The sequence below is a fragment of the Kitasatospora sp. CMC57 genome (genome assembly GCF_045866025.2).
In the GTDB taxonomy this organism is placed as follows: Bacteria; Actinomycetota; Actinomycetes; order Streptomycetales; family Streptomycetaceae; genus Kitasatospora.
This window is the reverse complement of sequence record NZ_AP035881.2, coordinates 1,875,030-1,896,898: the sequence shown is the minus strand read 5'-3', so window position 1 is coordinate 1,896,898 and position 21,869 is coordinate 1,875,030. Positions and strand designations below refer to the sequence as shown.

Below are 21,869 nucleotides of genomic sequence, written 5' to 3'. Positions count from 1 at the left end.
CGGGGATCCGTGGCGGAGGATGGCCAGCGGACAGCGGCGCGCCGAATGGCGGATCTGCGCCACCAGGGGCGGTGGCGCAGGGGAGCCGTTGGGGGAAGGGAACAAGGTGCTCGACTCATTCGGAGTGCTCGGCCTGGGAAGGCCGGACGGCCAGGTGTACGCGGCTCTGGTGATAGCGCCGCAGTCGACGGCGGACGAGATCGCCACGCAGTGCGGCCTGACGCTGGAACAGGGCCACGCCGCACTCGACCGGCTGGCCGACCAGGGCATGATCACCCGCGCTCCGGTGGACCGGGAGCGCTACCTCGCGGTCGCCCCCGACGTGGCCATCGGCACCCTGATCGGCCACCGCGAGGCTCAGCTGCGCAGCGCACGGGCCGAGATGCACCGCCTGATGGACGCCTTTCGGGAGGCCTCCCGGTTCACCGATCCCGCGCACTCGGTCGAGGTCCTGACGGGTGGTGAGGCGATCGCCCAGCGTCTGGAGCACCTGGTCGAGACGGCCCAGTACCAGGTGCGGGGCTTCGACTGCCCGCCGTACATCCAGGACCCGGTGGCCAACCTGCCCCGGCAGCGGCAGCAGCTCAAGGCCGGGGTGCGGTTCCGCACCGTCTTCGACAAGGAGGCGGTGGCCTGGCCGGGGCGGCTGGAGAAGGAGATCCTGGTCGGCGTCGCCGACGGCGAGGAGGCCCGGGTCAGGCCGGTGCTCCCGATGAAGATGATGATGGCCGACGACCGGATGGCGATCATCCCGATCAGTGTCGGGGACGCGGTGCTGGACGCCGCGTACGTGATCCATCCGTCGGCGCTGCTCCAGGCCCTGGACGGGCTGTTCGAGGCGGAGTGGGAGCGGGCCGTGCCGTTGCAGGCGGCGATCGGCGACTGTGACGGCGGGCCGGGGCCCGAGGACGACCAGCGCAAGCTGCTCGGGCTGCTGGCGGCGGGGCTCACCGACGAGTCGATCGCGCGGTCGCTGGGCTGGAGCGCCCGGACCACGCAGCGGCGGTTGCAGACCCTGATGCGCCAGCTCGGGGCGACCACCCGCTTCCAGGCGGGCATGGCCGCCCGCGAACGGGGCTGGCTCTAGCACGGGGCACGGTGAAAGCGGTGCTCTGCACCGCCGTTGAACGCTCCTGAGGTCGGCTCCGCCCACGCGGCGGAGCCGCACATCAGCGGCGCCTAGCTCCAGGGCAGGAGGGCGGCCCACTGGCCCGAGCCGTCGCGTTGGAGCTTCTCCAGGCCGATCACTGCGGTGCGGTTGAGGCGGCCGTAGATGTGCGGGAAGCGGATGCCGGGGGTGGCGCCGGGCGGAGGTGTGCCGTTGGGGGGCTCCCACTTGACCATCGGCTCGACCAGCTTCTCCTCGATCAGCAGGGCCATCAGGGGATCCCGCGTGTCCCGGAAGAAGGCGTTGGCGACCGCGAGCAGGGTGGTCTCGTCGGCCGAGCAGTGGATGAAGCCGTCGGTCAGCAGGGAGGCGGCGGTGTACGGCCGTCCGGGGTCGCGCAGCCAGTCGTCCAGGGGTGCGAGATGGTAGATCATGGCTCCATTTTTACCGGAGTTGACGTCTTTTCACCGGAGTTGACCGGCCGATCCCGACCGGCTGGTCCTGATTCAGAGGCCGGCCACCTTGGCCGTCGCCGAGACCTCGTACACCAGGGTGACGGTGCGTCGGCCGCCCGGCGGCAGGGTGAGCTGCCAGCGGACGATGCCGTCCGCGTCGAGTCCGTCGGGGGCGGGGGAGCAGAGCTCGCTGCGCAGGCGGACGTCCACCGCCGCGACCTCGGAGACCGGGATCCGCTCCCGGACGGTGACCGGCCGGTCGGTGTGGTCGTCCGGGCCGGTGAAGCGGGACAGGTGCAGACGGACCGTCCGGGTCTGCACGGTGCGGGAGGAGAGGGCGCCGGCGCTGCTCCTGGCCTCCTCGGTCTCCCGGAGCACCCGGTAGTCGTCGGAGCTGCCGAAGGAGAGCTCGGCGGGGGCGCCTGGGGCGGTGAACTCCAGCTCGGCGCGGCCGGTGAAGCCGCTGCCCAGCACCAGGTCGACCGGGCCGGCCAGCAGGGCGTGGCCGGAGGCGTTGGTGAACCTGGCCACCCGGGTGACCAGCGGGGAGAGCTCGGGGGCGCAGCTGTACTCGCTGGTGGCGAGGGTGGTGAAGACGGTCAGCGGCACCCGGTGCGGACGGCCGTCGCTCGGGATCCGGGCCGGGTCGGGGGCGCGCAGCACCCGGACCTCGCCGCCGTCGTCCACCCCGGGCAGGCCGTCGGTGGCCGGTCCGGTGGAGCCGATGGTCTGCTCACGCAGCTCGACCTCGACGGTGCGGCGCTCCTCGGTGGTGCGCGGACGGAGCGTCAGGACGTCCTCGGTCAGCCGGGGTGGCTCGCCCGCGAGGGCGGAGCGGGCGGTGGAGAGGGTGAGCTGCACGCCGGACCAGTCCTCGCCGGTGCGCTGCCAGACGACCGCCCCGGTCTCCAGGGTGAGGGCGCCGTCCTCGGCCAGGGTGGCCCGGTAGGCGGGGCGCCAGAGGGCGCACGGGGTCAGGTGGCTGACGGTCAGCCGGCCCGGGCCGCCCGGCGTGTCGACGGTCAGCTCCAGGAAGCCGAGCAGCTCCGGCGGCTCCTGTTCGGTCAGCTCCAGCGCCGCTTCCGCCTTGGCGTGCTCCTCCTCGGCGGCGAGCAGCCGGGCGTCGGTGGCGCGCAGCCGTTCGCCGTACGTCTCGCGCTCGGCGTCCACCCGGTCCAGCTCGCGGGACCAGCGGGCGGGTTCGGTCTCGCCCTGGCCGGCCCCCTCGGCGATCTCCCGGAGCAGATCGGTGGCGAGCTGGGCGAGCAGGGCCAGCCGGGCGGTCAGCCGGAGCCGTTCGGCGCCGAGCTCGGCCTGCTCCTGCTCCAAGGCGTGCACCTGGTGCCGGAGCGCGGAGTCCTTGTCGCCGGGCGGCGCCGGGGCGGGCGGGGTCCAGGCCCGGGTGATCCGGCTGTCCAGCACGCTGCCGGTGGAGAGTTCTGCGCGCAGGGTGAGGTCGGCGGCCAGCGCGGTGACCGGGCCGAGGCGCAGCCGCTGGACGCCGGGGGCGAGGTCGAGCTCGACGGAGCGTTCGACCAGGGCCCGGTCCTCCAGGCAGGTGACGGCCGTGACGGGGATGGGGACGGTGGTCATCGGTCAGTTCCTCCGGTCTCCGCCTTGCAGGGTCTGGGCGGCGGGGATGCGGATCTCGTAGCCGCCGTCCAGTTCGGCCCGGCCGTGGGCGGGCAGTTCGACCCGCCGGAGCCGGGTGCCGGGCGGGCAGTCCTCGGACGGTTCGTCAGGAGCGGCCCAGCCGGGCCGCTCCTGGATCTTCACATCGGGTTCGGTGGTCACTGGCACCCGCTCGCGGACCTCGACGGTGACCGGCCTGGCCAGCCGGTTCGCCAGCTCCAGGTGCACGCGGTGGTCGAGCACCAGGGTGTTGCCGCGCAGTCCGGCCGTCGACTCGTGCAGCTCGGTGCGCCGGGCCACCCGGACGCCCTCGGCCACGCCGAGCCCGAGCCGCCCGGTGGCGCCGGGGGCCAGGGTGGGCAGCGCGGCGGTACGCAGGAAGTCGCCGTCCACCGAGACCTCGACCGGCCCGGCGAGCAGCGCCCGGTCGGTGGAGTTGGTGAGCAGCAGGGTCCCGTACACGGTCTCCTCGACCGAGGGCACGCAGACGTACTCCGGCTCCAGCGAGAGCGGCAGTTCGCCGATGGTGACGGTGTGCCAGCCGCCGTCCGAGGGCAGGTCGACCGGGGCGGCGGTGTCGAACCGCTGGTCGAAGGAGCCGGCCGAGCGGCGCGGCGGCACGGTGTGCGGGGGGAGCGCGGCGGTCGGGGGGAGCACGGCGCGGTGCTGCTGCGGCGCGGGGGCCAGCTGCCCCCGGCGCGGGCCGGTCGGGCCTTGCAGGGTCAGTGCGGCGTAGTCCAGCCAGCCGGCCCCGGGGTGCGGCGCGGCGGGCTCCGGGGGCGGCGGGGCGGCGGGCGCGGACGCGGCCGGTGCGGCCATCGGCGCGGGCGGTGGCGCGCCGCCGTAGCCCTGCGGGGCACCGCCTGGCGCCTGCGGGGCGCCGTCCCGGGCCATCGAGGCCCGGGCCCGTACGGGGGACATGCTCCTGCGGCTCACCGTCTCGTCGCTGCCGGCGACCGCCCCGGCGCTGGCGGCGCCTCCGATCGCGTACGGCCGGGGACGCTCCGGGCGCGGCGCCGCCGCGTCGTACGCCGCGAACAGCTCGCCGAGTCCGGTCGGGGCCTCCCGCCAACCGGACGGCGCCGGGGCGGCCTGGCGGCGTCCGATCCGGACCGAGTGCAGCCGGGGCAGGTCGGTCCTGCGCTGGAGGTCGGCGGTGGAGAGCCCGAGGCGGACCCCCGTCCAGTCCTCGCCGGTCCGCTGGGCCACCGAGGCCCGCAGTACCAGGTGGCCGCCGGAGTCGCCCTGACGGTAACTCAGCCGGTAGGTGGGCACCCAGCGGGCGCCCGGGACGCCGTACTCCAGCTCCAGGTCGACGGGACCGGCGCCCGGGCCATCGGTGGCGAGGGCGAGCAGCACGGTCGCGGTGGTGGTGGTCGAGGCGGCGTGCTCGGTGTCGGCGGCCGACTCCAGCCGCTCCTGGGCGATCTCGACGGCGTGTGCGGCGAGCAGGCGCTGCTCGGTCAGCCGGGCCACCTCGGCCTGGAGCACGGTCAGCCGGGCGGCCACGAAGTCGGCCAGCTCCAGCCAGGCGTCGGCCGGGGTACGGCGGTGCGGCTCGTCGCGGCGGCGCGGCGGCGGGACGGCACGCAGGGCGGTCAGTTCGGCGATCCGCTCCTCGCCCCGGCGCTCGCGGGCCCGGGCGGCGTCGTACTCGCGCTGGGCCAGCTCCCAGACGCGGCGCAGCTCCGGTCGGCGGTCGGCGGCCCTGACTTCGGCTGCGTACTCGACCCTGGCCTCGGTCACCCGCCAGCCCGCGCCCCGCACGGTGGCCCGGACCGACGCCGGGTCCAGCGCCACCGGCAGCCCGGTCAGCCGGACCTGCCCGTCGGCCGGCACCGCCCCGTGCGCCCGCCGTCGGCAGAGCGCCCCGGCGGCGTACACCACCACCTCGTCCAGTACCGACTCCACGCGGGACCCCTTTCGGCTGCCTGGCCAGCGCTCAGACCCTACGACAGTCGGGGCGGGCGAGGCAGGGGCTTCGGCGCCGTCCCAACTGCCGGAGGGGCCAAGTCTGCCGGGCCTGCCCGGTGCTGTCAGCGGTTGAACCGTCCGCGCGTCGCGTCACCCGACACGCCGGACGGGCCTGCCGGGGCCACCGGACGGACGCCCGGAAAGCCGGGTGTCGGCCGGAGGTTGCGCCCGGCCGGCGGCCCGACCTGACACGATCCGGACGGCGGCCGCCGCCGGGGCGTCGGGTGCGAGAGGATTGGGCCGACCCTGGCCCTACCGCCTTCAGGAGACGCACCCGTCATGCGCACAGTCGCCGTAGTCGGCACCGGACTGATCGGTACCTCCGCCGCGCTCGCCCTGACGGGGCGTGGGCTCCACGTGTATCTGGAGGACGCCGACCCGGACGCCGCCAGGACGGCGGAGTCGCTCGGGGCCGGGACCACCGAGGTGCCGGACGGGCCGGTGGACCTCGCGATCATCGCGGTGCCGCCCGCTCTGGTGGGGAAGGTGCTGGCGGACTGTCAGCGCCGGGGCCTGGCGCGTTGGTACACCGACGTGGCCAGCGTGAAGGCCGGCCCGAGCAGTGAAGTGGCCGCGCTCGGCTGCGACACGGTGAACTACATCGGCAGCCACCCGATGGCCGGCCGGGAGCGGTCGGGGCCGTTGGCGGCCAGGGCCGATCTGTTCGAGGGGCGCCCGTGGGTGCTCACGCCGACGGCGGACACCGACACCGAGACGCTGAACGCGGCCCTGGAGCTGGTCGCGCTCTGCGGCGCGATGCCGATCGTGATGGACGCCACCGCGCACGACCGCGCGGTCGCGCTGGTCTCGCACGCGCCGCAGCTGTTCTCCTCGCTGGTCGCCGCCCGGCTGGAGCACGCCGACGAGACCGCCATAAGGCTGTCCGGCCAGGGCGTCCGGGACGTCACCCGGATCGCCGCCTCCAACCCCGCGATGTGGGTGGACATCCTGTCGGCCAACGCCGGGGTGGTGGCCGAGATCCTGGAGGAGCTGGCGGGCGACCTGACCGAGACGGTCACCGCACTGCGCTCCCTCCAGGCCGCCGACGAGAAGGAACGGCGGGCCGGAGCGGCCGGGATCGAGGCCGTGATGCGCCGGGGCAACACCGGGCAGGCCCGCATTCCGGGCAAGCACGGCGCCCCGCCCACCCGGTACGAGACGGTCGCCGTGGTGCTGGGCGACCAGCCGGGCGAGCTGGGGCGTCTGTTCGGTGAGGTGGGCCAGCTCGGGGTGAACATCGAGGACGTGGTCATCGAGCACTCCTCCGGCCAGCAGGTCGGCTTCGTCCAGCTCGCGGTCGCGCCGTCGGCGGTCAAGCGGCTCACCCTCGCGCTGCGGGCCCAGGGCTGGAGCGTCCGGGACTGATCCACCGTCAGATGCGGTCCGGGGGCCTCGTAGCGGGTCTCGGAGCGAGCTTCAGGGTGAGCCTCAGAGCGAGCCGAGGAACTCCCGGACCGCCGCAGCGAAGCCGACCGGGTCGGCCTCGTGCACGAAGTGGTCCGTCTCCAGGGTGACCAGCCGGGTGCCGGGGCGGCGGGCGGTCATCGCGGTGGCCAGCTCCTCGGACAGCGACGGGAACCTGTTGCCGCGCACCAACAGCGCGGGGCAGCTGCTGCCGAGCCAGTCGGCCCAGTGGTCGCCGCGCACCTGCTCCTCGGAGCTGACGGTGTCCTGCGGGTGGAACGGCAGCCGCCAGCCGCCGAACGGGAGTTCCCGGAGCCGGTGGGCGACCAGCGGCGTCAGAGGGCCGAGCGCGGCGACCAGCTCCTCCCGGGTCGGCGCCGTCCACGGCATGCGCAGGACGAAGGCCAGCGGGCTCGGCCCGGTGGGCAGCGCGGCCGGCCCCTCCTCGTTCACCACGGCGCTGACCAGCTCGGGGTGCCTGGCCGCGAGCTGGTACGCGGTGATGCCGCCGCCGGAGTGGCCGAGCACCGGGACCGATCCGAGGTCCAGGTGGTGCAGCAGCGCCACCACGTCGGCGAGGTAGCCCTCTCGGCTGTACTCGGCAGCCCGGTCCGAGTCGCCGTGCCCGCGCTGGTCCGGCGCGATGACCCGCCACTCCGGCCCCAGCTCGTCCGCCACCGCAGCGAAGCTCCGCCCCTCCGACACGTGCCCGTGCAGGGCGAGCAGCGGCCGGCCCGGGCCGCCGAAGTCGACGTACGAGAGGCGTCGGCCGCCGAGGTCCAGCTCGGTGCGGGTGGGAACGGTGGTCTCGATCACGGTCATGGGCATGGTGGGGCTCCTCCTCGATCGGCCTCGGGCGATTCCAACTCTAGGGGAGATACATACGTTTGTCCAAGACTCTTGTACAAGACCTCCGTCTAATACAAACGTATTGATTTTCGGGGGTCAGCCGGAGGGCGAAGAGGGGGGACAACCGGAGGTTGGGCGGTCGGCGCCGAGGGAAGGGCAGGTCGGCGGGGTTGCGGCTGGATTTTCGGGTGTCGACCGGAGGTCAGCGGTGCTGCTGGGCCTCGGCGCAGGTGGCGGAGTGGTCGGCCACCACGTCGCCGACGAGCGGGACGGCTGCCACCTCGGAGGAGCAGACGGCGCTGGTGGTGAGGCTCCAGCCGGCCGGGGCGTGGGCGATGTCGCCGATGGTGTTGTTGCCGGCCGCGTGGCCGGGGGTGGCGGCGCCGGTCAGAGCGGTGAGGGCGAGGAGGGTGCCGCTGATCATTCGGTTCATGGCCGGTCCAACGAGAGCGGCGGCAGACGGTCACCCGGCGGTCGTCCGTCGGTCGCCCGGCCGGGAGCACCGCGCCGGTCGACTAACCTTGGTGTAGTCCCTGCCCAGATTCAGTAGAGAGGTTCGCGCCGTGGACACTGCCGACCGAGCGCACGCCCCGGTCGTCGTCGCCATCGACGGACCCTCCGGCTCCGGCAAGTCGACCGTCTCGCGGGCGGTCGCCGCCCGGCTCGGGCTGAGCTTCCTGGACACCGGCGCGATGTACCGCGCGATGACCTGGTGGATGCTGGCCAACGAGGTCGACGTCCAGGACGCCGACGCGGTGGCCGTCGCCTGCGGCAAGCCGGTGATCGTCTCCGGTACGGACGCCGCCGGGCCGACCATCACGGTGGACGGCCAGGACGTCTCCGGACCGATCCGCGGCCAGCAGGTCACCTCGCAGGTCAGCGCGGTCGCCGCCGTCCCGCAGGTGCGGGCCAGGCTGGTCGAGCTCCAGCGCGGCTGCGCGGAGATGGCCGAGCGCGGTCTCGTCGCCGAGGGCCGGGACATGGGTTCGGTGGTGTTCCCGGACGCCACCGTCAAGGTCTTCCTGACCGCCTCGGAGACCGCGCGCGCCGAGCGCCGGGCCGCGGAGCTGCGGGCCAAGGGCCTGGACGAGGCGACCATCACCGCGATGGCCGCCGACCTGGCCCGCCGGGACGCGGCCGACTCCTCCCGGGAGACCGCTCCGCTGACCCAGGCCGCCGACGCCGTACTGGTCGACACCAGTGAACTCACCCTGGAGCAGGTGATCGACACCATCGCCGGTCTGGTCGAGCAGCGGGCCGGGCTCTCCGCGGTCTGACGACCGCCCACACTCTCGCGTCCGCCGACACGGCGGCTCGCACCGCGCTGCCCCCTCGGGGCAGGTACGCACGGCGCATCCCTGGGAAGGGACGGGCCGGGAAACGGAAGTACGGAAGCATGACGAACGACACCAACGGCGCGCTGGACGACGCCGACTACGCGGAGTTCCTGGCGCTCGCCGCCGAGGAGGGCTTCGAGGGCGAGGATCTCGAAGGTCTGAACGAGGGCCCGATGCCGGTGCTGGCCGTGGTCGGCCGGCCCAACGTCGGTAAGTCGACCCTGGTGAACCGCATCATCGGCCGCCGCGAGGCGGTCGTCGAGGACAAGCCCGGCGTCACCCGGGACCGGGTCAGCTACGAGGCGACCTGGAACGGGCGCCGGTTCAAGGTGCTGGACACCGGTGGCTGGGAGATCGACGTCCTGGGTCTGGACGCGATGGTCGCCGCCCAGGCCGAGCTCGGTATCGAGACCGCCGACGCGGTGCTCTTCGTGGTGGACGCCAACGTCGGCGCCACCGACACCGACGAGGCCCTGATCAAGATCATTCGGCGGGCCGGCAAGCCCACCGTGCTGTGCGCCAACAAGGTGGACGGCCAGTCCACCGAGGTCGAGGCCACCTACCTCTGGTCGCTCGGCCTGGGCGAGCCCTACCCCGTCTCGGCGCTGCACGGCCGTGGCTCCGGTGACCTGCTGGACGCCGTGATGGCCGCCCTGCCGGACGCCCCGCCGCAGACCTTCGGCGTCCCGACCGGCGGCCCCCGCCGGGTGGCGCTGATCGGCCGGCCGAACGTCGGCAAGTCCAGCCTGCTCAACAAGGTGGCCGGCGAGGAGCGCGTGGTCGTCAACGAGCTGGCCGGCACCACCCGTGACCCGGTCGACGAGATGATCGAACTCGGCGGCAAGACTTGGAAGTTCGTCGACACGGCAGGCATCCGGCGCCGGGTGCACCTGACCGCGGGCGCCGACTTCTACGCCTCGCTGCGCACCTCCGCCGCGCTGGAGAAGGCCGAGGTTGCGGTGGTCCTGGTCGACGCCAGCGAGACGCTCGCCGAGCAGGACACCCGGATCATCTCGATGGCCGTCGAGGCCGGCCGGGCCGTCGTGATCGCGTACAACAAGTGGGACCAGATCGACGAGGAGCGCCGCTACTACCTGGAGCGCGAGATCGAGAAGGACCTGGTCCAGGTCCAGTGGGCGCCCCGGGTCAACGTCTCGGCGAAGACCGGCCGCCACATGGAGAAGCTGGTCCCGGCGATCGAGACCGCGCTGGCGGGCTGGGAGACCCGGATCTCCACCGCCCGGCTGAACGCCTTCCTCGGCGAGCTGGTGGCCGGTCACCCGCACCCCGTCCGGGGTGGCAAGCAGCCGCGCATCCTGTTCGGCACCCAGGCGGGCGTCAAGCCGCCGCGATTCGTGCTGTTCGCCTCCGGCTTCCTGGAGGCGGGCTACCGCCGCTTCGTCGAGCGCCGCCTGCGGGAGGAGTTCGGCTTCGTCGGGACGCCGATCTCGATCTCGGTGCGGGTGCGGGAGAAGCGCAAGCGCACCAAGTAGGTCGTGACGGGACGTGCGGAAGGGGCCAGGCGGATCGCCTGGCCCCTTCCGCACGTCTCAGTACTGGGCCGGGGGCAGCGAGAGCAGGCTGCGGTGCCGTCCGCCGACCGCCGGGGAGAGGTAGCCGCTGGCCACCCAGCCCTGGCCGGTGGTGGGGACGTTGGACTGGGCCGGCATGTACTGCGGGGTGCCCTGGGCGTGACCGGGGAAGGTGTGGAAGGTCTGCTGCTGGGGCGGCTGCGGCTCGGTCCGCCCGGCGGCGGTGTACGGGTCGCGGGTGGCGAAGCCGGTGAAGCGGAGGTCCTCCTCGCCGGCCCGGTCGCCGGGGAGCGCCCGGAAGAGACGGCGGTACTCGGAGTACAGCGCGTCGTAGATCGGCGTGGGCGAGGTGGGGTTCTCCGCGTCGTACGACGGACGCATGCCCGGAATGGGACGGCTCGTGGGCTGGCGGTGGGCGGCGGCGACCTCGTAGCTGTACACGTAGGACCCAACGAGTGAGAGCGGCTTCGGTTGCGGCTCGGGCAGGCGGTTCGGGAGACGGGGGCTCTGCCGATTCGGCTCCGCCGGGGGGAGGGTCGGCGCTCTGAGCCGCTGCGGAAACCCCTGCCCGGGCCGGTCTCGCGTGCGGCGGAGCCGCGCGACAGCAGGGCCCGAGCGGCTGGTCCGCTCCGGCTGAGCCTCGCGCGCGAGCCCCCGCGGGAGGCTCAGGTGCCGGCGAGCGGGAGGGAGGCGGCGACCAGGATGCCCCGGGCGGTGGCGCGGTCGAGGGCCTGGCGGAGGAGGTCCTCGCGGGGCTGGCGGCCGATGGTGCCGGCCGGGGCGGCGTACATGGTGACGGCGGAGAGCTGGCGGGCGGCCGCGCGCCAGGCCTCGGTGACCTGGAGCGGCTGGTGGGCCTGCCACCAGGCGGCGTTGGTGCCGGCCGGGGTGGGGTGCAGGATCGCGTGCAGCTGGCCCATCGCCATCAGGACCGACCAGCCGGGGAGCTGGGCGGGGGCCTTGTTGACGTCCTCGACGAACTGGAAGCCCTGCTCGGTGAGCAGGTCGAGGAACTCGTCCTCGCCGGTGAGGTTGCCGGGGCGGCCGACCGGGCCGGTCGGCTCGATCACCAGGGCGGCGTGTCCGGTGTCGCCGCAGAGCACCAGGCCGCAAGTGATTCCGAGGACGGCGGGCTGCCCGGTGCTGGAGACCGAGGGCTGCCCGGCGACCGGAGTAGGCGCGGGGGCGGGTACGGCGGCGGCCGGGGCCGGTGCGGGGGGCTGGGACTGGCTGATGCTGCGGACGGCGTCGGCCAGCTGCTCCTCGGAGACCGGGACCACCTGGGAGGGGATGCAGCGGGAGTGGGCGAAGGCGAGGACGGCCGTTTCGTCGGCGACGAAGAGCACCGTGCTGGTGGCCTCCCGGCTGGAGTCGCCGGGGGTCCGGCAGGAGGTGCAGTCGTAGCTGTCGGGCGCGTGGGCGCCGGCGAGCAGACTGTCTGCCTCGTCGTCGCCGATCTCGGCGCGGACCTCGTCGCTGACTTCGAGCATGCGCGGCACGGAGGACTCCTCGGTTGGTCGTGGGGTTGGCGCGGGCACGCCCGATCGCCATTACCAACGGACCGTTGTGGCTGGGGTCACGGGTACGGGTGATCATGACGGGATTTGCCACGGTTTCGACTGCTCGGGGTAGAGCCGTGGTCGCAATCTGTCGACCTTGTGCGCGAGGTCACAGGGCCCGGAGTGTGACCCGGGCCATCCGGGAGAGACGTTTGATCATGGAAAGGATGCCCAAAACGGACATTCTGGCCACGAAACCTTGATCATTACTGCAGGTAACGGCCGGTTGAGCTGGGAAAACCCGAAAACGTTTGGCTCCTGGTCGGCACGCTCGTAGCTTCGTAACCAGTGCAACGAGCACTACCCGGGTTCACCTCCCGGTGCACGGCCCGCCGGTTTCCACCGGCGCGGCAGGTGCCCACCAGCGCGACTCGCCCGTACGGCGGCGCAGGTGGAGCAGGAGGTTGCCGGGGCGGCAGGCACGTCGGTTCAGAGACGTGCACGGCCGTCTTGCGGACGCGGCAGACGAAATCACGCCCCAGGGCTTGGTTCCGCACGCCTGCCCGGGATTGTCGAGAGGATACTCATGACCTTCCGTAACGAGACCGCCGCTGCCACCACCGCCGTCAAGCGCAACCGCGTTCGACTGGCTGTCATGGGCGGCGCCATCGCCGTCCTGCCCGTGGCCGGCCTCGTCACGGCCAACTCGGCCTCCGCCGCCTCCGTCTCCACCTGGGACAAGGTCGCGCAGTGCGAGTCCACCGGCGACTGGAGCATTGCCAACGGCAACGGCTTCTACGGTGGCCTGCAGTTCACCTCCAGCACCTGGGCCGCCTTCGGTGGCACCTCCTACGCCCCGCAGGCCAACCAGGCCAGCAAGGCCCAGCAGATCGCCATCGCCGAGAAGGTGCTCGCCTCCCAGGGTCCCGGCGCCTGGCCGGTCTGCTCCATCAAGGCGGGCCTGACCGCGGGCGGCGCCGCCGCCGAGGTCGACACCTCGGCCGGCACCAGCTCCTCCGCCAAGGCCTCGCGCTCCGAGACCCGGGCCCAGGCGCCCAAGGCCGCCGCTCCCAAGGTCGAGACCAAGGCCGCCGCCGCCCCGAAGGCCGCCGAGCCCAAGGTCGAGACCAAGGCTGCCGCCCCGAAGGCCGCCACCCCGAAGGCCGAGACCAAGGCCCCCGCGGCCGCGGCCAAGTCCAACGGTGGCAACTACACCATCAAGAGCGGCGACACCCTGAGCAAGATCGCCGCCGCCAAGGGCCTGGACTGGAAGACGGTCTACAGCAACAACGCCTCCGTCCTCGGTGGCAACCCGAACCTGATCTTCCCGGGCCAGGTCATCTCGCTCTGACCGTCGCCTGACGCTCCCTGAGCTGATCGCGCGACACCACGGCCGCCCCTCCCTTCCGGGAGGGGCGGCCGTCGCGCGTTCTCTCCGGGGGTGTCCGCGGGTCGTCGTCCGGACGGACCGGCTTGTGGTGCCGGGCGGGCCGGGGCGTGCCTTCATGAGGCCATGCGACCGATACTGCTCCCGGCCCTCGCCACCGTCCTGCTGACCACCGCCGTGCTGGGCCCTGCCGTCGGGCCGACCGCCGCCGTGAACTCCGTGCCGGACGCCACCTGGGAGCGGCTGGCCCGCTGCGAGAGCGACGGTGACTGGCACGCCGACACCGGCAATGGCTTCTACGGCGGTCTGCAGATCTGGCCGCCGACCTGGCAGGAGGCGGGCGGGCTCCGGTTCGCCGACCGGCCGGACCTGGCACCGCGTCGGCACCAGATCACCGTGGCCGAGGAGATCCGCCGACGGCAGGGCTGGGGCGCGTGGGGGAACTGCGCCCGGCAACTCGGCCTGCTCCCCTGAGCCCGGGGCCGGCTGCCAGGATGGAGGCATGGAACTCTTCCCGCGCGAGCGGGCCGACCCGGCGCCCGGGGTGGTGCACCTGCCGGACTGGCTGAGCCTCGCCGAGCAGCGCGAGCTGGTCGCGGCCTGCCGGGAGTGGGCCCGTCCGCCGGCCGGGATGCGGACCGTACGGATGCCGAACGGCGGCGAGATGTCGGTCCGCTCGCTCTCGCTGGGCTGGCACTGGTACCCGTACCGCTACGTGCGGACGGTGGAGGACGGCGATGGTTCGCCGGTCAAGCCGTTCCCGCCGCTGCTCGGGGAGCTGGCCCGACGGGCGCTGGCCGACGCGTACGGTCCCGAGCCGACCGGGATCGCGGGCACCGCCGACTACCGGCCGGACATCGGGGTGGTGAACCACTACGCGCACGGCGCGCACATGGGCCTGCACCAGGACAAGGACGAGCGGATCGACGCGCCGGTGGTCTCGCTCTCGCTCGGTGACAGCTGCGTCTTCCGGCTCGGCAACACCGAGACCAGGACTAGGCCGTGGACCGATCTGGAACTGCGCGGCGGCGACCTGCTGGTCTTCGGCGGCCCGATGCGCTTCGCCTATCACGGGGTGCCGCGCACCCATCCGGGGACGGCCGATCCGGCGCTGGGCCTGGTCGGGCGGCTGAATATTACGATCCGTCAATCCGGTTTGGAAAAGTGACAGTTGGCCGAAGGAGATCGCGAGCGGAGCATCTCGTTCACTAGGGTGTCGCCCGACAGTTGACCGAGTGCGGCCGATTCGTGGGGGCGGAACCTTGTCATCGCAACTGAACGTGGATCCGGCGGAGCTGGACAGCGCTGCCAAGGTGGTCGGTGACCTCAACGACGACCTCGGACCGCTCTCGGACCGGGCGGTCAGGGATGCCGACGAGGCGTCCTCCTCCACCGCAGGCTGGTCGGTCTCCGCCCAGTTGGGCCGGATCGCCGACAGTTGGCGAACCGCGCTGACCGGGCTGCACCGGTCGATGGACGGCAACGCGGACGCGCTGCGCAGCACGGCCGGGCGGCACCGCGGCACCGAGCAGTCGGTGGCCGCCTCGATGACCCGGGTGGGCTAGTCGGATGGCCAACGGATTCGCGCTTCTGATGAAGCAGGACTTCGGCGACCTGGAGGCCGCCGCGGCGTCCTGGCGAAAGCTCGGCGAGGGCAGCGGTGAGGCCCAGGCGCGCCACCGCGGGCAGGTGTCCGGTGCGTTACGCCGGTCGGGCTGGGCCGGCGACGACGCCGAGGCGGCGTACCGGAAGCTGGAGAAGGCCGAGGAGCAGCTCGGGATCGTGAACGCCGAGGCGATGGCGATCGCGGTCACCATCGGCACCGTGCACCAGCGGATGTCCGCCGCCCAGCAGGAGCTGCGGGCCGCCGTTTCGGAGGCGGAGAGCAACAACTACCGTGTGGACGACGAGGGTTGGGTCACCGGGCCGCAGCTGGACCCGGTGGAGCGGAACGACCCGGACGCCCGGGAGATCAACCGCCGGCAGAACGCCAGACTGGGCGAGTTCAGGCAGCGGATCGAGGACGCGGTGCGCAGGGCCGAGCAGGCCAGCGCCGACGGGGTCACCTCGCTGGGCCGGTTGACCGGTGACGTCCTCGACGCCGACAGCGCCAGTGCCCAGGCGGAGGTCGCCGACGACGTGGCCGGGATGCGGTCCTCGCTCGGACTGGCCTCGGTGGTGCCGAACCACGACAACCCGGCGGACAACGCCAAGTGGTGGAACTCGCTGACCCAGCAGCAGCAACGCGAGTACCTGGCGCTCTACCCGGCCGAGGTGGGCAACCGCAACGGCATCCCGAGCGAGATCCGGGACGTGGCGAACCGGGCGCAGCTGGAGCAGCAGCTCGACCTGAACCGGGCGGACACCTCCGAGGACGGCCGGAAGCGGTTGCAGGCGCTCCAGGACCTCAAGAACCGCCTGGACAAGGAGGACCACGACCCGAAGGGGCCGGAGGTCTTCCTGATCGGTCTCGACCCGAAGGACGACGGCCAGGCCATCGTGGCCTTCGGCAATCCGGACACCGCGAAGAACACGGCCGTCTACGTCCCGGGCACCACGGCCGAGTTGGCCGGGATCGGCGGCGACCTGGACCGGATGAAGAACCTGCACGCCGCGTCGGAGCAGTACAGCGCCCCGGGCCAGACCTCGACCATCATGTGGCTCGGCTACGACGCGCCCGACTCGGTGGTCAAGGACGCCCCGTTCGACAACTACGCGGAGGACGGCGCCCCCAGGCTCGACCGGTACGTGGACGGGCTCGGGGTCACCCACGACGGCGGTCCTCGGCACACCTCGGTGATCGGCCACAGCTATGGTTCGGTCGTGGTCGGAGAAGCCGCGAAGAACGGCAACGGCCTGGCCGTGGACGAGATCATCGTGGCGGGCAGCCCCGGGATGCACGTCCAGCACGCGAAGGACCTGAACATCGACCCGAAGCACGTCTGGGCGGCCGAGGCGGACGGGGACCCCGTCCCGCAGCTCGGGGTGCTCAAGCACGGGCGGGGCGGCTGGTTCGACTTCCCGAACACCCCGACCTCGGAGGACTTCGGCGCGAACCGGATCACCACCGACGGCAACCACGGCCACAGCGAGTACTGGGAGAACAACGACGAACCGCACAGCGCCCTGCGTAACCAGGCGGCGATCGTCACCGGCAGCTACGACCGGGTCGACCTGAAGGACTGAGTGGTCCATGAAACTCCGGACGGCGGCTGCGGCCGTCCTCGCCCTGACCCTGCTCACCTCCTGCGGGACGACCGCGGGCTCCACGAAGGACACGTCGTTGCGCATCGCCACCGAGGATCAGATCGGGAACGAGTTGAAGCAGGTCTCCGCGAAGGTGCAGGAGGTGCTCGCGGTCCAGGGCCGGACCGGGCAGAGCGAGGCCCTGAACTTCTCCGACTGCGAGGACCAGGACGCCGGGAGGGGTACCCGGGACGCGATCCACTTCTGGCAGATCGACGATCTCGCCCCGGCCGACCTGGTCCCGGCGATCGACCGGCTGCACGAGTACTTCCAGGCCGGCGGGTGGAACGGCATCGGCCACGAGCGGACGGCGGAGAACTCGGACCTGCGGACCTGGGCGAAGAACCCGGAGAAGACGGTCGCGGTGGTCGCGGAGTCGTTCCGCCCGATGAACCGGATCATCGTCCGGGTGAGTTCCAACTGCTTCCGGCCCCCAGCGGGTTGAGGGACGCGAGGAGGCGGCCGCCCGTACGGACGGCCGCCTCCTCCCCGTACGGTCAGACGTCCCTGAGGGTCGGCATCTCGCCCTCGGCGCGGGCCAGGTCGATCACCGAGAAGGCGGCGCCGTGCGGGTCCGTCAGTGCGGCGAACCGGCCGAACGGGCTGGACATCGGGCCGAACCGGAGCCGGGCGCCGAGTTTGGTGGCCTTGGCGACCGCCTCGTCGCAGTCCGGCACCGCGAAGTAGACGTTCACGTAGGACGGCACCTCGGCGGGGAACTCCTCGCCCATCGCCATCCGGCCGAGGGCCGGGCCCGCGGCCAGGCCGAAGGTCCGGAAGTCGACGTTGTCGTCCTCGACCTGCTGCGCGGTGTACGGGAAGACCGCGGGGTAGAAGGCGTCCACCGCGGCGGGCTTGCGGGTGAAGACCTCGGCCCAGGTGTACGCGCCGGGCTCGTTGCGCTTCTCGAAGCCCTCGTGCTGTCCGCCCTGCCAGACCCCGAAGACGGCTCCGCCCGGGTCGGTCGCGAGCAGCATCGAGCCGAAGTCGCCGACCTGCATCGGGTCCATCAGCACGGTGCCGCCGGCCGCCTTGATCTTCGCCGCGGTGGCCTTCACGTCCGGCGAGGCCAGGTACAGGCACCAGGCGGACTGACCCTCCGAACCCGGCATCGGGGGGACCACGGCCGCCACCGCCTTGCCGTCGGAGTAGGCCTGGGTGTAGTTGCCGAACTCGGACGCGGCCTCACCGAACGTCCAGCCCAGCACCTCGCCGTAGAAGGACTTGGCGCCCTCGACGTCGGCGAACATCGCGTCGGCCCAGCACGGCGTTCCCTCAGCGTACGCAGCCATGATCACGACCCTTCTCTGCCTCGGAGTGTTGTCCTCAGTCACACTAAGCACGGCTGCCGGGGGTCGCGCGGGGCGTCATCCGGCCCCCGTCGGCCGACGGGTGGTCAGATCGCGTCGGCCACGGCGGGCCGCTCGTGGATGGGGGGCAGCACGAGCGATCCCGGTGGCGGCTGCTTCGCCCGGCGGGTGGCAGCCGTTCGGGGAGCCGGCTACGCCGAACGGTGCGTTCTGCCGCCGGACCGGGGAAGTGCCCGTGCCCGACGCGCCGCCGGTGGACCGATCGGCCGGAGGCGTCCGATCGTTGCCCGGCGCGGGTCCGGGGCCTGAGCGGCGGTGATGCGCGCTCCCGTCCGTTTCTCCGCCCCTCCTCGGATCCCGGACCCCGCGCACCCTAGGCTGATGCCCACCATCCGAAGCCAGAAGGGGGCAGTAGGCACCATGGGGGACTACTTCCGCGTCGAGGTGAGCCAGCTCGATCGGCTGCTCCAGCAGCTGAAACAGAGTCAGGACGACATGCGCACCGCACTCAACGCGATGCGTGACACCGGCCCGAAGACCACCGGCAGCAAGTCGCTGGACCATGCCTGTGACGACTTCCACGACAGCTGGCAGGATGCGATCAAGCTGATTTCCGACGGTACGGCGAAGATCGAGGACAAGCTGCGCGAGACGGTCAAGGACTACTCGGAGACCGACCGCGCGATCGCCGAAGCATTCAAGGGGGCCTCGGCATGAGCGGCGACCACGACTTCCCGGCCCTCGGTTTCGATCCGGCCCCCGGCAGGCCCGAGAGCGTCGACGAGCTGGTGTCGAGGCTGACGACGGCCTCCGGTGCCATGGAGAGCGCGCACAACACGCTGGTGGCGATCAGCCACGGTGGCAGCGCCTGGGAGGGGGACGCGGCCAACGCCTTCGCGAAGAAGGTCGGCGAGCTCCCCAAGAACATGGCGGAGAGTGTCGACGCGTTGAAGGCCGCGACCACGCAACTGTCGTCGTGGAGCAAGCAATTGGCGAGCTACCAGCAGACGGCCAAGCGGTACGAGGCGGAGGCCGAGGAGGCCAAGCGCCGCTTGCAGGACGCGGAGTCGCGCAAGAGCGACGCCACCTCCCGGTACAACGAGGCGGCGGACAACCCCGCCTTCAAGCTGGCCGGACAGATGTTCACCGACGACGGTCAACTGGCCGAGGCCGAGAGCCGGATCAGGGCGGCTCAGAACCAACTGGAGTCGGCCAACCGGCAGTTGGACGTCGCCTCGCAGGAGCTCTCCTCGATCGAGGACGAGCTGGGGCAGATCGTCAGGATGGCCAAGGAGCTGCACGAGCACCACCAGCACGACGCCGACAGCACCGCGAAGGCGCTGCGCAAGGCCAACCAGGGCGCACCGGAGATCAGCACCTGGAGCAAGATCGCCGACGGCTTCAAGAAAATCGGCAAGGGCATCAAGGACTGGGCGACCAAGCACGCAGACCTGCTGAAGAAGATCGGCGACATCGCGGGCGCCGCCTCCGCCGTGCTCGGCATCGCCGCGCTGGCCACCATGTGGTGCCCGCCCCTGTCGGCGGGCCTCGGCCTCGCGGCGGCCGGTGCGTCGGGCGTCGCGCTCGGGGCGCACGGGTTGGCCAAACTCGGTGGGGCTGACGTCAGTTGGACCACCATCGCGCTGGACGGCGTGGGCGTCGTGCCGTTCATCGGCGGCGCCAGCAAGGGCATCAAGGGCGTGGCCGCGGGCGTCAAGGCGATCAAGGCCGAGGGCTCGCTGGCCGCCGGCGGGGTGAAGCTGGCGGAGGCGGGCAAGGCCATCACCAGCACGCACATGGCGGGCGGCCTGCTGCACAGCAAGGTCATCTCGCCGATCTTCACCAAGACCCCGCTGAGCAGCCTGCCGGGTGTCATGGCGAAGGTGGACGCGGCGGGCAAGACGGTCATGGACGCGAGCTCGTGGTGGTCGCGCGGCATTCAGATCGGCATGAAGGGCGGCGGCCTCGGCCTGCACGCCCCGAAGCTCTACCAGGAAGTGACCTCGTGACGGCCGAACCGACCGGGCCCACGCCCGAACCCGCGCCTGCGCCCGTACCTTCTGGGCTGGACGACGAGCTCGACATCCGCTGGGAGGTCCCGGTCGTCTTCCACTCGCTGGGCGTCTCGCTCCCGGAGGAGGAGCGCGCGGCGCACATCGCCGAGGTCGCCGCCGAGGTCTGGTCGGGTGGCACCGAGTACCAGCGCACCACCGTCGGCGGCTGGTACGGCGAGATCGCCGCCGAGGCCGCCGAGGACGGCGCCGTCTACGCGGGGTTCGCGCTGCTCGGGACCGAGGACGACCGGGTCAGCACCGCCACCCTGGTCATCCTGGCCGAGGAGGCGGACACCTCCGACCCGGAGATCGCGGCCGCCGCACTGGTCGAACTGCTCTCCCTGGACCCGGCCAACAAGGTCATCCGTTCGGACGTGAGCTGCGGACCGGCCGTCCTGGTCGTCTCCGGCATGATCGTGGACCTCACCGAGCAGGCCGGCGAACCGACCAAGCTCGAACTCGCGCAGGCCGAGGTGTACCTCCCGGTGCCCGGCACCGGCACCCTGCTGGTCTGCCGGATCAGCACCCCGTCGCTCGCCGACTTCCCCGACTACGTCACCCTGCTCGCCCAGATGGCCGACACCGTGGTCCACCGTCGGCCGGGCGACCCGGGACCGGGCGGCGGTAGGGTCGCACTGCCCGGTCAGGGCGGTGGGAACGGCGGAGCCGACGAGTCCGATCAGGTCAGTCTGTCAAGGATCATGGGAGCGTTCGGATGACCGTCCAGTTCACCCCCGCACCGCCCGGCACCGACCTCGGACCGCTGCCCCGGCGCTCGGCGCTCGGGCTCTGGCTACAGTTCACCCTGCAGTGGCTGTACCTGGTGCCGTGGATCGCGTTCTACGAGCTGTGCGAACTCGGGACCATCGGCGAGTGTGTCGCGGAGGACAGTTGGCGCAAGCACGTCCTGACGCTCTCCCGGTACCGGTTGGAGCGTCGCGGCACGCAGCAGGAGTGGGAGGCGTGGGCGGACCGGGCCCTCGAGGTCGGGACGCGCACCGCCCTGCACGCCGAACAGAGCAAGCGGACCGAGAACGCCGCCGGCAACCGCCGCTACAAGCACAAGGAAGGCGAGCCCACCACCTTCATCCGGCAGCGCTACTACCGGGGGATCGGTAAGGGCGGCGTCGCGGCCCTCGCCGCCCGGCGCGGTTGGGACGTGGACTGGAACTCCCACACGAGCCGGCAGGTCCACCTCGTCCGGCGCGGTCCGATCGCGGTCTGACCCGGTCTCGTACCCGGATCAGCTACCGGGCCCCGGTGCTCCCTCCCGGGGTTCCGGTGCCGTGGGCGTCACGCCGGCCGGAGGCGGGCGGCGAAGGAGGAGAGCAGCAGGTCGAGGGCGAGCGGGTAGGCGCTGCGGTTCATCTCGGCGGTGAGCAGCGGGGCGGTGGCCGCGATGTTGGGGTGGGTCTCGGCGGTGAGGTGGGCGTAACTGGTGCGCCAGACTGCCGAGTCGGCGGCGCGGGCCGGTGCCGGGAGGGCGTCCACGGCGGCGTCCAGGGCGGCGAAGGCGAGGCCCTGGTCGACGAAGGCGTGGTAGAGCTGGACGGCCTCCGGATCGGGAAAACCGGCGCTGCGCAGCACGCCGAGGATCGCCTCCACCGCCTCGATCTCGTACGCCCGGCCGGTGGTCCGGTAGGCGGCGAGCAGGGCGGCCTGCGGGTGGGCCTGGTACGCGCGGTGGATGCGCAGGCCGATGGCCCGCAGGTCGGCCTGCCAGTCCCCGGTGGGCCGCCAGCCCTGTTGGGCGCGGCCGATCAGCTCGTCGGTGATGGCGAGCAGCAGGTCGTCGGTGCTGTGGAAGTACCGGTAGATCGCGCTCGGGTCGGCGCCGAGCGCCGCGCCGAGGCGCCGGACGGTGAGCGCCTCGGCGCCGTGCTGTCCCAGCAGCCGTAGTGCGGTCTCCACGATGCCCTGTGCGGAGAGCACGGTGCCCTGCTTCGTCGGCCGCCGTCGTCGTCGCTCCGGCTCGTCCACCACTCTGTCGCTCATGGCCCCGCACCTTACGACAACGGCATTGACGTGTGAAGCCCCCCAGAGTTTGATGTGCCGGACCCGGGGCCGACCGAAGGCCCCCTG

The 21,869-nt window shown here is 72.5% G+C and carries 23 protein-coding genes; 14 read left to right on the top strand and 9 right to left on the bottom strand.

The genetic code is table 11. From position 1 onward, the window contains the following. The first annotated feature begins 106 nt into the window (after positions 1 to 106). Positions 107 to 1,087, top strand: a complete 981-nt coding sequence (locus ACKUU6_RS08505; RefSeq protein WP_407987868.1) for a helix-turn-helix domain-containing protein — start codon at positions 107 to 109, stop codon at positions 1,085 to 1,087. Between the two features lie 92 nt (positions 1,088 to 1,179). On the opposite strand, the gene ACKUU6_RS08500 is transcribed toward ACKUU6_RS08505, so the two are convergent. The 3 genes from ACKUU6_RS08500 to ACKUU6_RS08490 all read right to left on the bottom strand — a co-directional run bounded on the left by ACKUU6_RS08500 (position 1,180) and on the right by ACKUU6_RS08490 (position 5,106). Then, complete coding sequence (locus ACKUU6_RS08500) at positions 1,180 to 1,542, bottom strand: DUF952 domain-containing protein (RefSeq protein ID WP_407987867.1); 363 nt, start codon at positions 1,540 to 1,542, stop codon at positions 1,180 to 1,182. A 72-nt stretch (positions 1,543 to 1,614) separates the two neighbouring features. Next, positions 1,615 to 3,156 carry a DUF4139 domain-containing protein gene (locus ACKUU6_RS08495; RefSeq protein WP_407987866.1) on the bottom strand — a complete coding sequence of 514 codons (1,542 nt, stop codon included), beginning with the start codon at positions 3,154 to 3,156 and terminating at the stop codon, positions 1,615 to 1,617. A gap of 3 nt (positions 3,157 to 3,159) precedes the next feature. After that, positions 3,160 to 5,106, bottom strand: a complete 1,947-nt coding sequence (locus tag ACKUU6_RS08490; RefSeq protein WP_407987865.1) for a DUF4139 domain-containing protein — start codon at positions 5,104 to 5,106, stop codon at positions 3,160 to 3,162. A gap of 342 nt (positions 5,107 to 5,448) precedes the next feature. Here ACKUU6_RS08490 and ACKUU6_RS08485 point away from each other — a divergent pair, with 342 nt between their 5' ends. Next, positions 5,449 to 6,534, top strand: a complete 1,086-nt coding sequence (locus ACKUU6_RS08485; protein WP_407987864.1) for a prephenate dehydrogenase — start codon at positions 5,449 to 5,451, stop codon at positions 6,532 to 6,534. A 63-nt stretch (positions 6,535 to 6,597) separates the two neighbouring features. On the opposite strand, the gene ACKUU6_RS08480 is transcribed toward ACKUU6_RS08485, so the two are convergent. Together ACKUU6_RS08480 and ACKUU6_RS08475 are read right to left on the bottom strand one after the other, a co-directional pair. After that, on the bottom strand, positions 6,598 to 7,401 hold the full coding sequence (locus ACKUU6_RS08480) for an alpha/beta fold hydrolase (protein ID WP_407987863.1): 804 nt from the start codon (positions 7,399 to 7,401) through the stop codon (positions 6,598 to 6,600). Positions 7,402 to 7,624: 223 nt separating this feature from the next. Beyond that, positions 7,625 to 7,855 (bottom strand): hypothetical protein, encoded by a 231-nt coding sequence (locus ACKUU6_RS08475; protein WP_407987862.1) that lies wholly within the window; start codon positions 7,853 to 7,855, stop codon positions 7,625 to 7,627. 130 nt (positions 7,856 to 7,985) lie between these two features. Between ACKUU6_RS08475 and cmk the strand changes: the two genes are divergently transcribed. Then, on the top strand, positions 7,986 to 8,699 hold the full coding sequence (gene cmk / locus ACKUU6_RS08470) for a (d)CMP kinase (RefSeq protein ID WP_407987861.1): 714 nt from the start codon (positions 7,986 to 7,988) through the stop codon (positions 8,697 to 8,699). Positions 8,700 to 8,818: 119 nt separating this feature from the next. Next, positions 8,819 to 10,252, top strand: coding sequence for a ribosome biogenesis GTPase Der (der, locus tag ACKUU6_RS08465; protein ID WP_407987860.1), 1,434 nt, complete (start codon positions 8,819 to 8,821; stop codon positions 10,250 to 10,252). A 57-nt stretch (positions 10,253 to 10,309) separates the two neighbouring features. Here der and ACKUU6_RS08460 read toward each other — a convergent pair whose 3' ends face one another. Then, positions 10,310 to 10,672 (bottom strand): hypothetical protein, encoded by a 363-nt coding sequence (locus ACKUU6_RS08460; protein ID WP_407987859.1) that lies wholly within the window; start codon positions 10,670 to 10,672, stop codon positions 10,310 to 10,312. A 284-nt stretch (positions 10,673 to 10,956) separates the two neighbouring features. Further along, a complete protein-coding gene (locus tag ACKUU6_RS08455) occupies positions 10,957 to 11,790 on the bottom strand; it encodes a hypothetical protein (protein ID WP_407987858.1) in 834 nt (277 codons plus the stop codon). 586 nt (positions 11,791 to 12,376) lie between these two features. Between ACKUU6_RS08455 and ACKUU6_RS08450 the strand changes: the two genes are divergently transcribed. The 6 genes from ACKUU6_RS08450 to ACKUU6_RS08425 all read left to right on the top strand — a co-directional run bounded on the left by ACKUU6_RS08450 (position 12,377) and on the right by ACKUU6_RS08425 (position 16,868). Next, positions 12,377 to 13,141, top strand: coding sequence for a transglycosylase family protein (locus tag ACKUU6_RS08450; RefSeq protein WP_407987857.1), 765 nt, complete (start codon positions 12,377 to 12,379; stop codon positions 13,139 to 13,141). A gap of 162 nt (positions 13,142 to 13,303) precedes the next feature. Beyond that, positions 13,304 to 13,651: a transglycosylase family protein gene (locus tag ACKUU6_RS08445; RefSeq protein WP_407987856.1), complete on the top strand. Its 348-nt coding sequence runs from the start codon at positions 13,304 to 13,306 to the stop codon at positions 13,649 to 13,651. A 28-nt stretch (positions 13,652 to 13,679) separates the two neighbouring features. Beyond that, positions 13,680 to 14,345: an alpha-ketoglutarate-dependent dioxygenase AlkB family protein gene (locus ACKUU6_RS08440; protein ID WP_407987855.1), complete on the top strand. Its 666-nt coding sequence runs from the start codon at positions 13,680 to 13,682 to the stop codon at positions 14,343 to 14,345. A gap of 94 nt (positions 14,346 to 14,439) precedes the next feature. Continuing rightward, a complete protein-coding gene (locus ACKUU6_RS08435; protein WP_407987854.1) occupies positions 14,440 to 14,742 on the top strand; it encodes a type VII secretion target in 303 nt (100 codons plus the stop codon). 4 nt (positions 14,743 to 14,746) lie between these two features. Then, the gene (locus tag ACKUU6_RS08430) at positions 14,747 to 16,363 is read left to right on the top strand and encodes an alpha/beta hydrolase (RefSeq protein ID WP_407987853.1); all 1,617 of its coding nucleotides are present in this window, start codon (positions 14,747 to 14,749) and stop codon (positions 16,361 to 16,363) included. A gap of 7 nt (positions 16,364 to 16,370) precedes the next feature. After that, a complete protein-coding gene (locus ACKUU6_RS08425; RefSeq protein ID WP_407987852.1) occupies positions 16,371 to 16,868 on the top strand; it encodes a hypothetical protein in 498 nt (165 codons plus the stop codon). Positions 16,869 to 16,920: 52 nt separating this feature from the next. Here the strand turns inward: ACKUU6_RS08425 and ACKUU6_RS08420 are convergent, their stop codons facing one another. Beyond that, complete coding sequence (locus ACKUU6_RS08420) at positions 16,921 to 17,715, bottom strand: VOC family protein (RefSeq protein ID WP_407987851.1); 795 nt, start codon at positions 17,713 to 17,715, stop codon at positions 16,921 to 16,923. A 399-nt stretch (positions 17,716 to 18,114) separates the two neighbouring features. On the opposite strand from ACKUU6_RS08420, the gene ACKUU6_RS08415 reads away from it, so the two are divergent. The 4 genes from ACKUU6_RS08415 to ACKUU6_RS08400 are packed head-to-tail and all read left to right on the top strand — an operon-like array spanning position 18,115 to position 21,012. Continuing rightward, a complete protein-coding gene (locus ACKUU6_RS08415) occupies positions 18,115 to 18,450 on the top strand; it encodes a type VII secretion target (protein ID WP_407987850.1) in 336 nt (111 codons plus the stop codon). Then, positions 18,447 to 19,742, top strand: coding sequence for a putative T7SS-secreted protein (locus ACKUU6_RS08410; protein ID WP_407987849.1), 1,296 nt, complete (start codon positions 18,447 to 18,449; stop codon positions 19,740 to 19,742). The genes ACKUU6_RS08415 and ACKUU6_RS08410 overlap by 4 nt, the downstream gene beginning before the upstream one ends. Then, entirely contained in the window at positions 19,739 to 20,506 is a 768-nt protein-coding gene (locus ACKUU6_RS08405) for a hypothetical protein (protein ID WP_407987848.1), read from the top strand. The genes ACKUU6_RS08410 and ACKUU6_RS08405 overlap by 4 nt, the downstream gene beginning before the upstream one ends. Further along, entirely contained in the window at positions 20,503 to 21,012 is a 510-nt protein-coding gene (locus ACKUU6_RS08400; RefSeq protein WP_407987847.1) for a hypothetical protein, read from the top strand. Before ACKUU6_RS08405 ends, ACKUU6_RS08400 begins: the two co-directional genes overlap by 4 nt. A gap of 68 nt (positions 21,013 to 21,080) precedes the next feature. On the opposite strand, the gene ACKUU6_RS08395 is transcribed toward ACKUU6_RS08400, so the two are convergent. After that, positions 21,081 to 21,782, bottom strand: coding sequence for a TetR/AcrR family transcriptional regulator (locus ACKUU6_RS08395; RefSeq protein ID WP_407987846.1), 702 nt, complete (start codon positions 21,780 to 21,782; stop codon positions 21,081 to 21,083). Between the last annotated feature and the right edge of the window lie 87 nt (positions 21,783 to 21,869).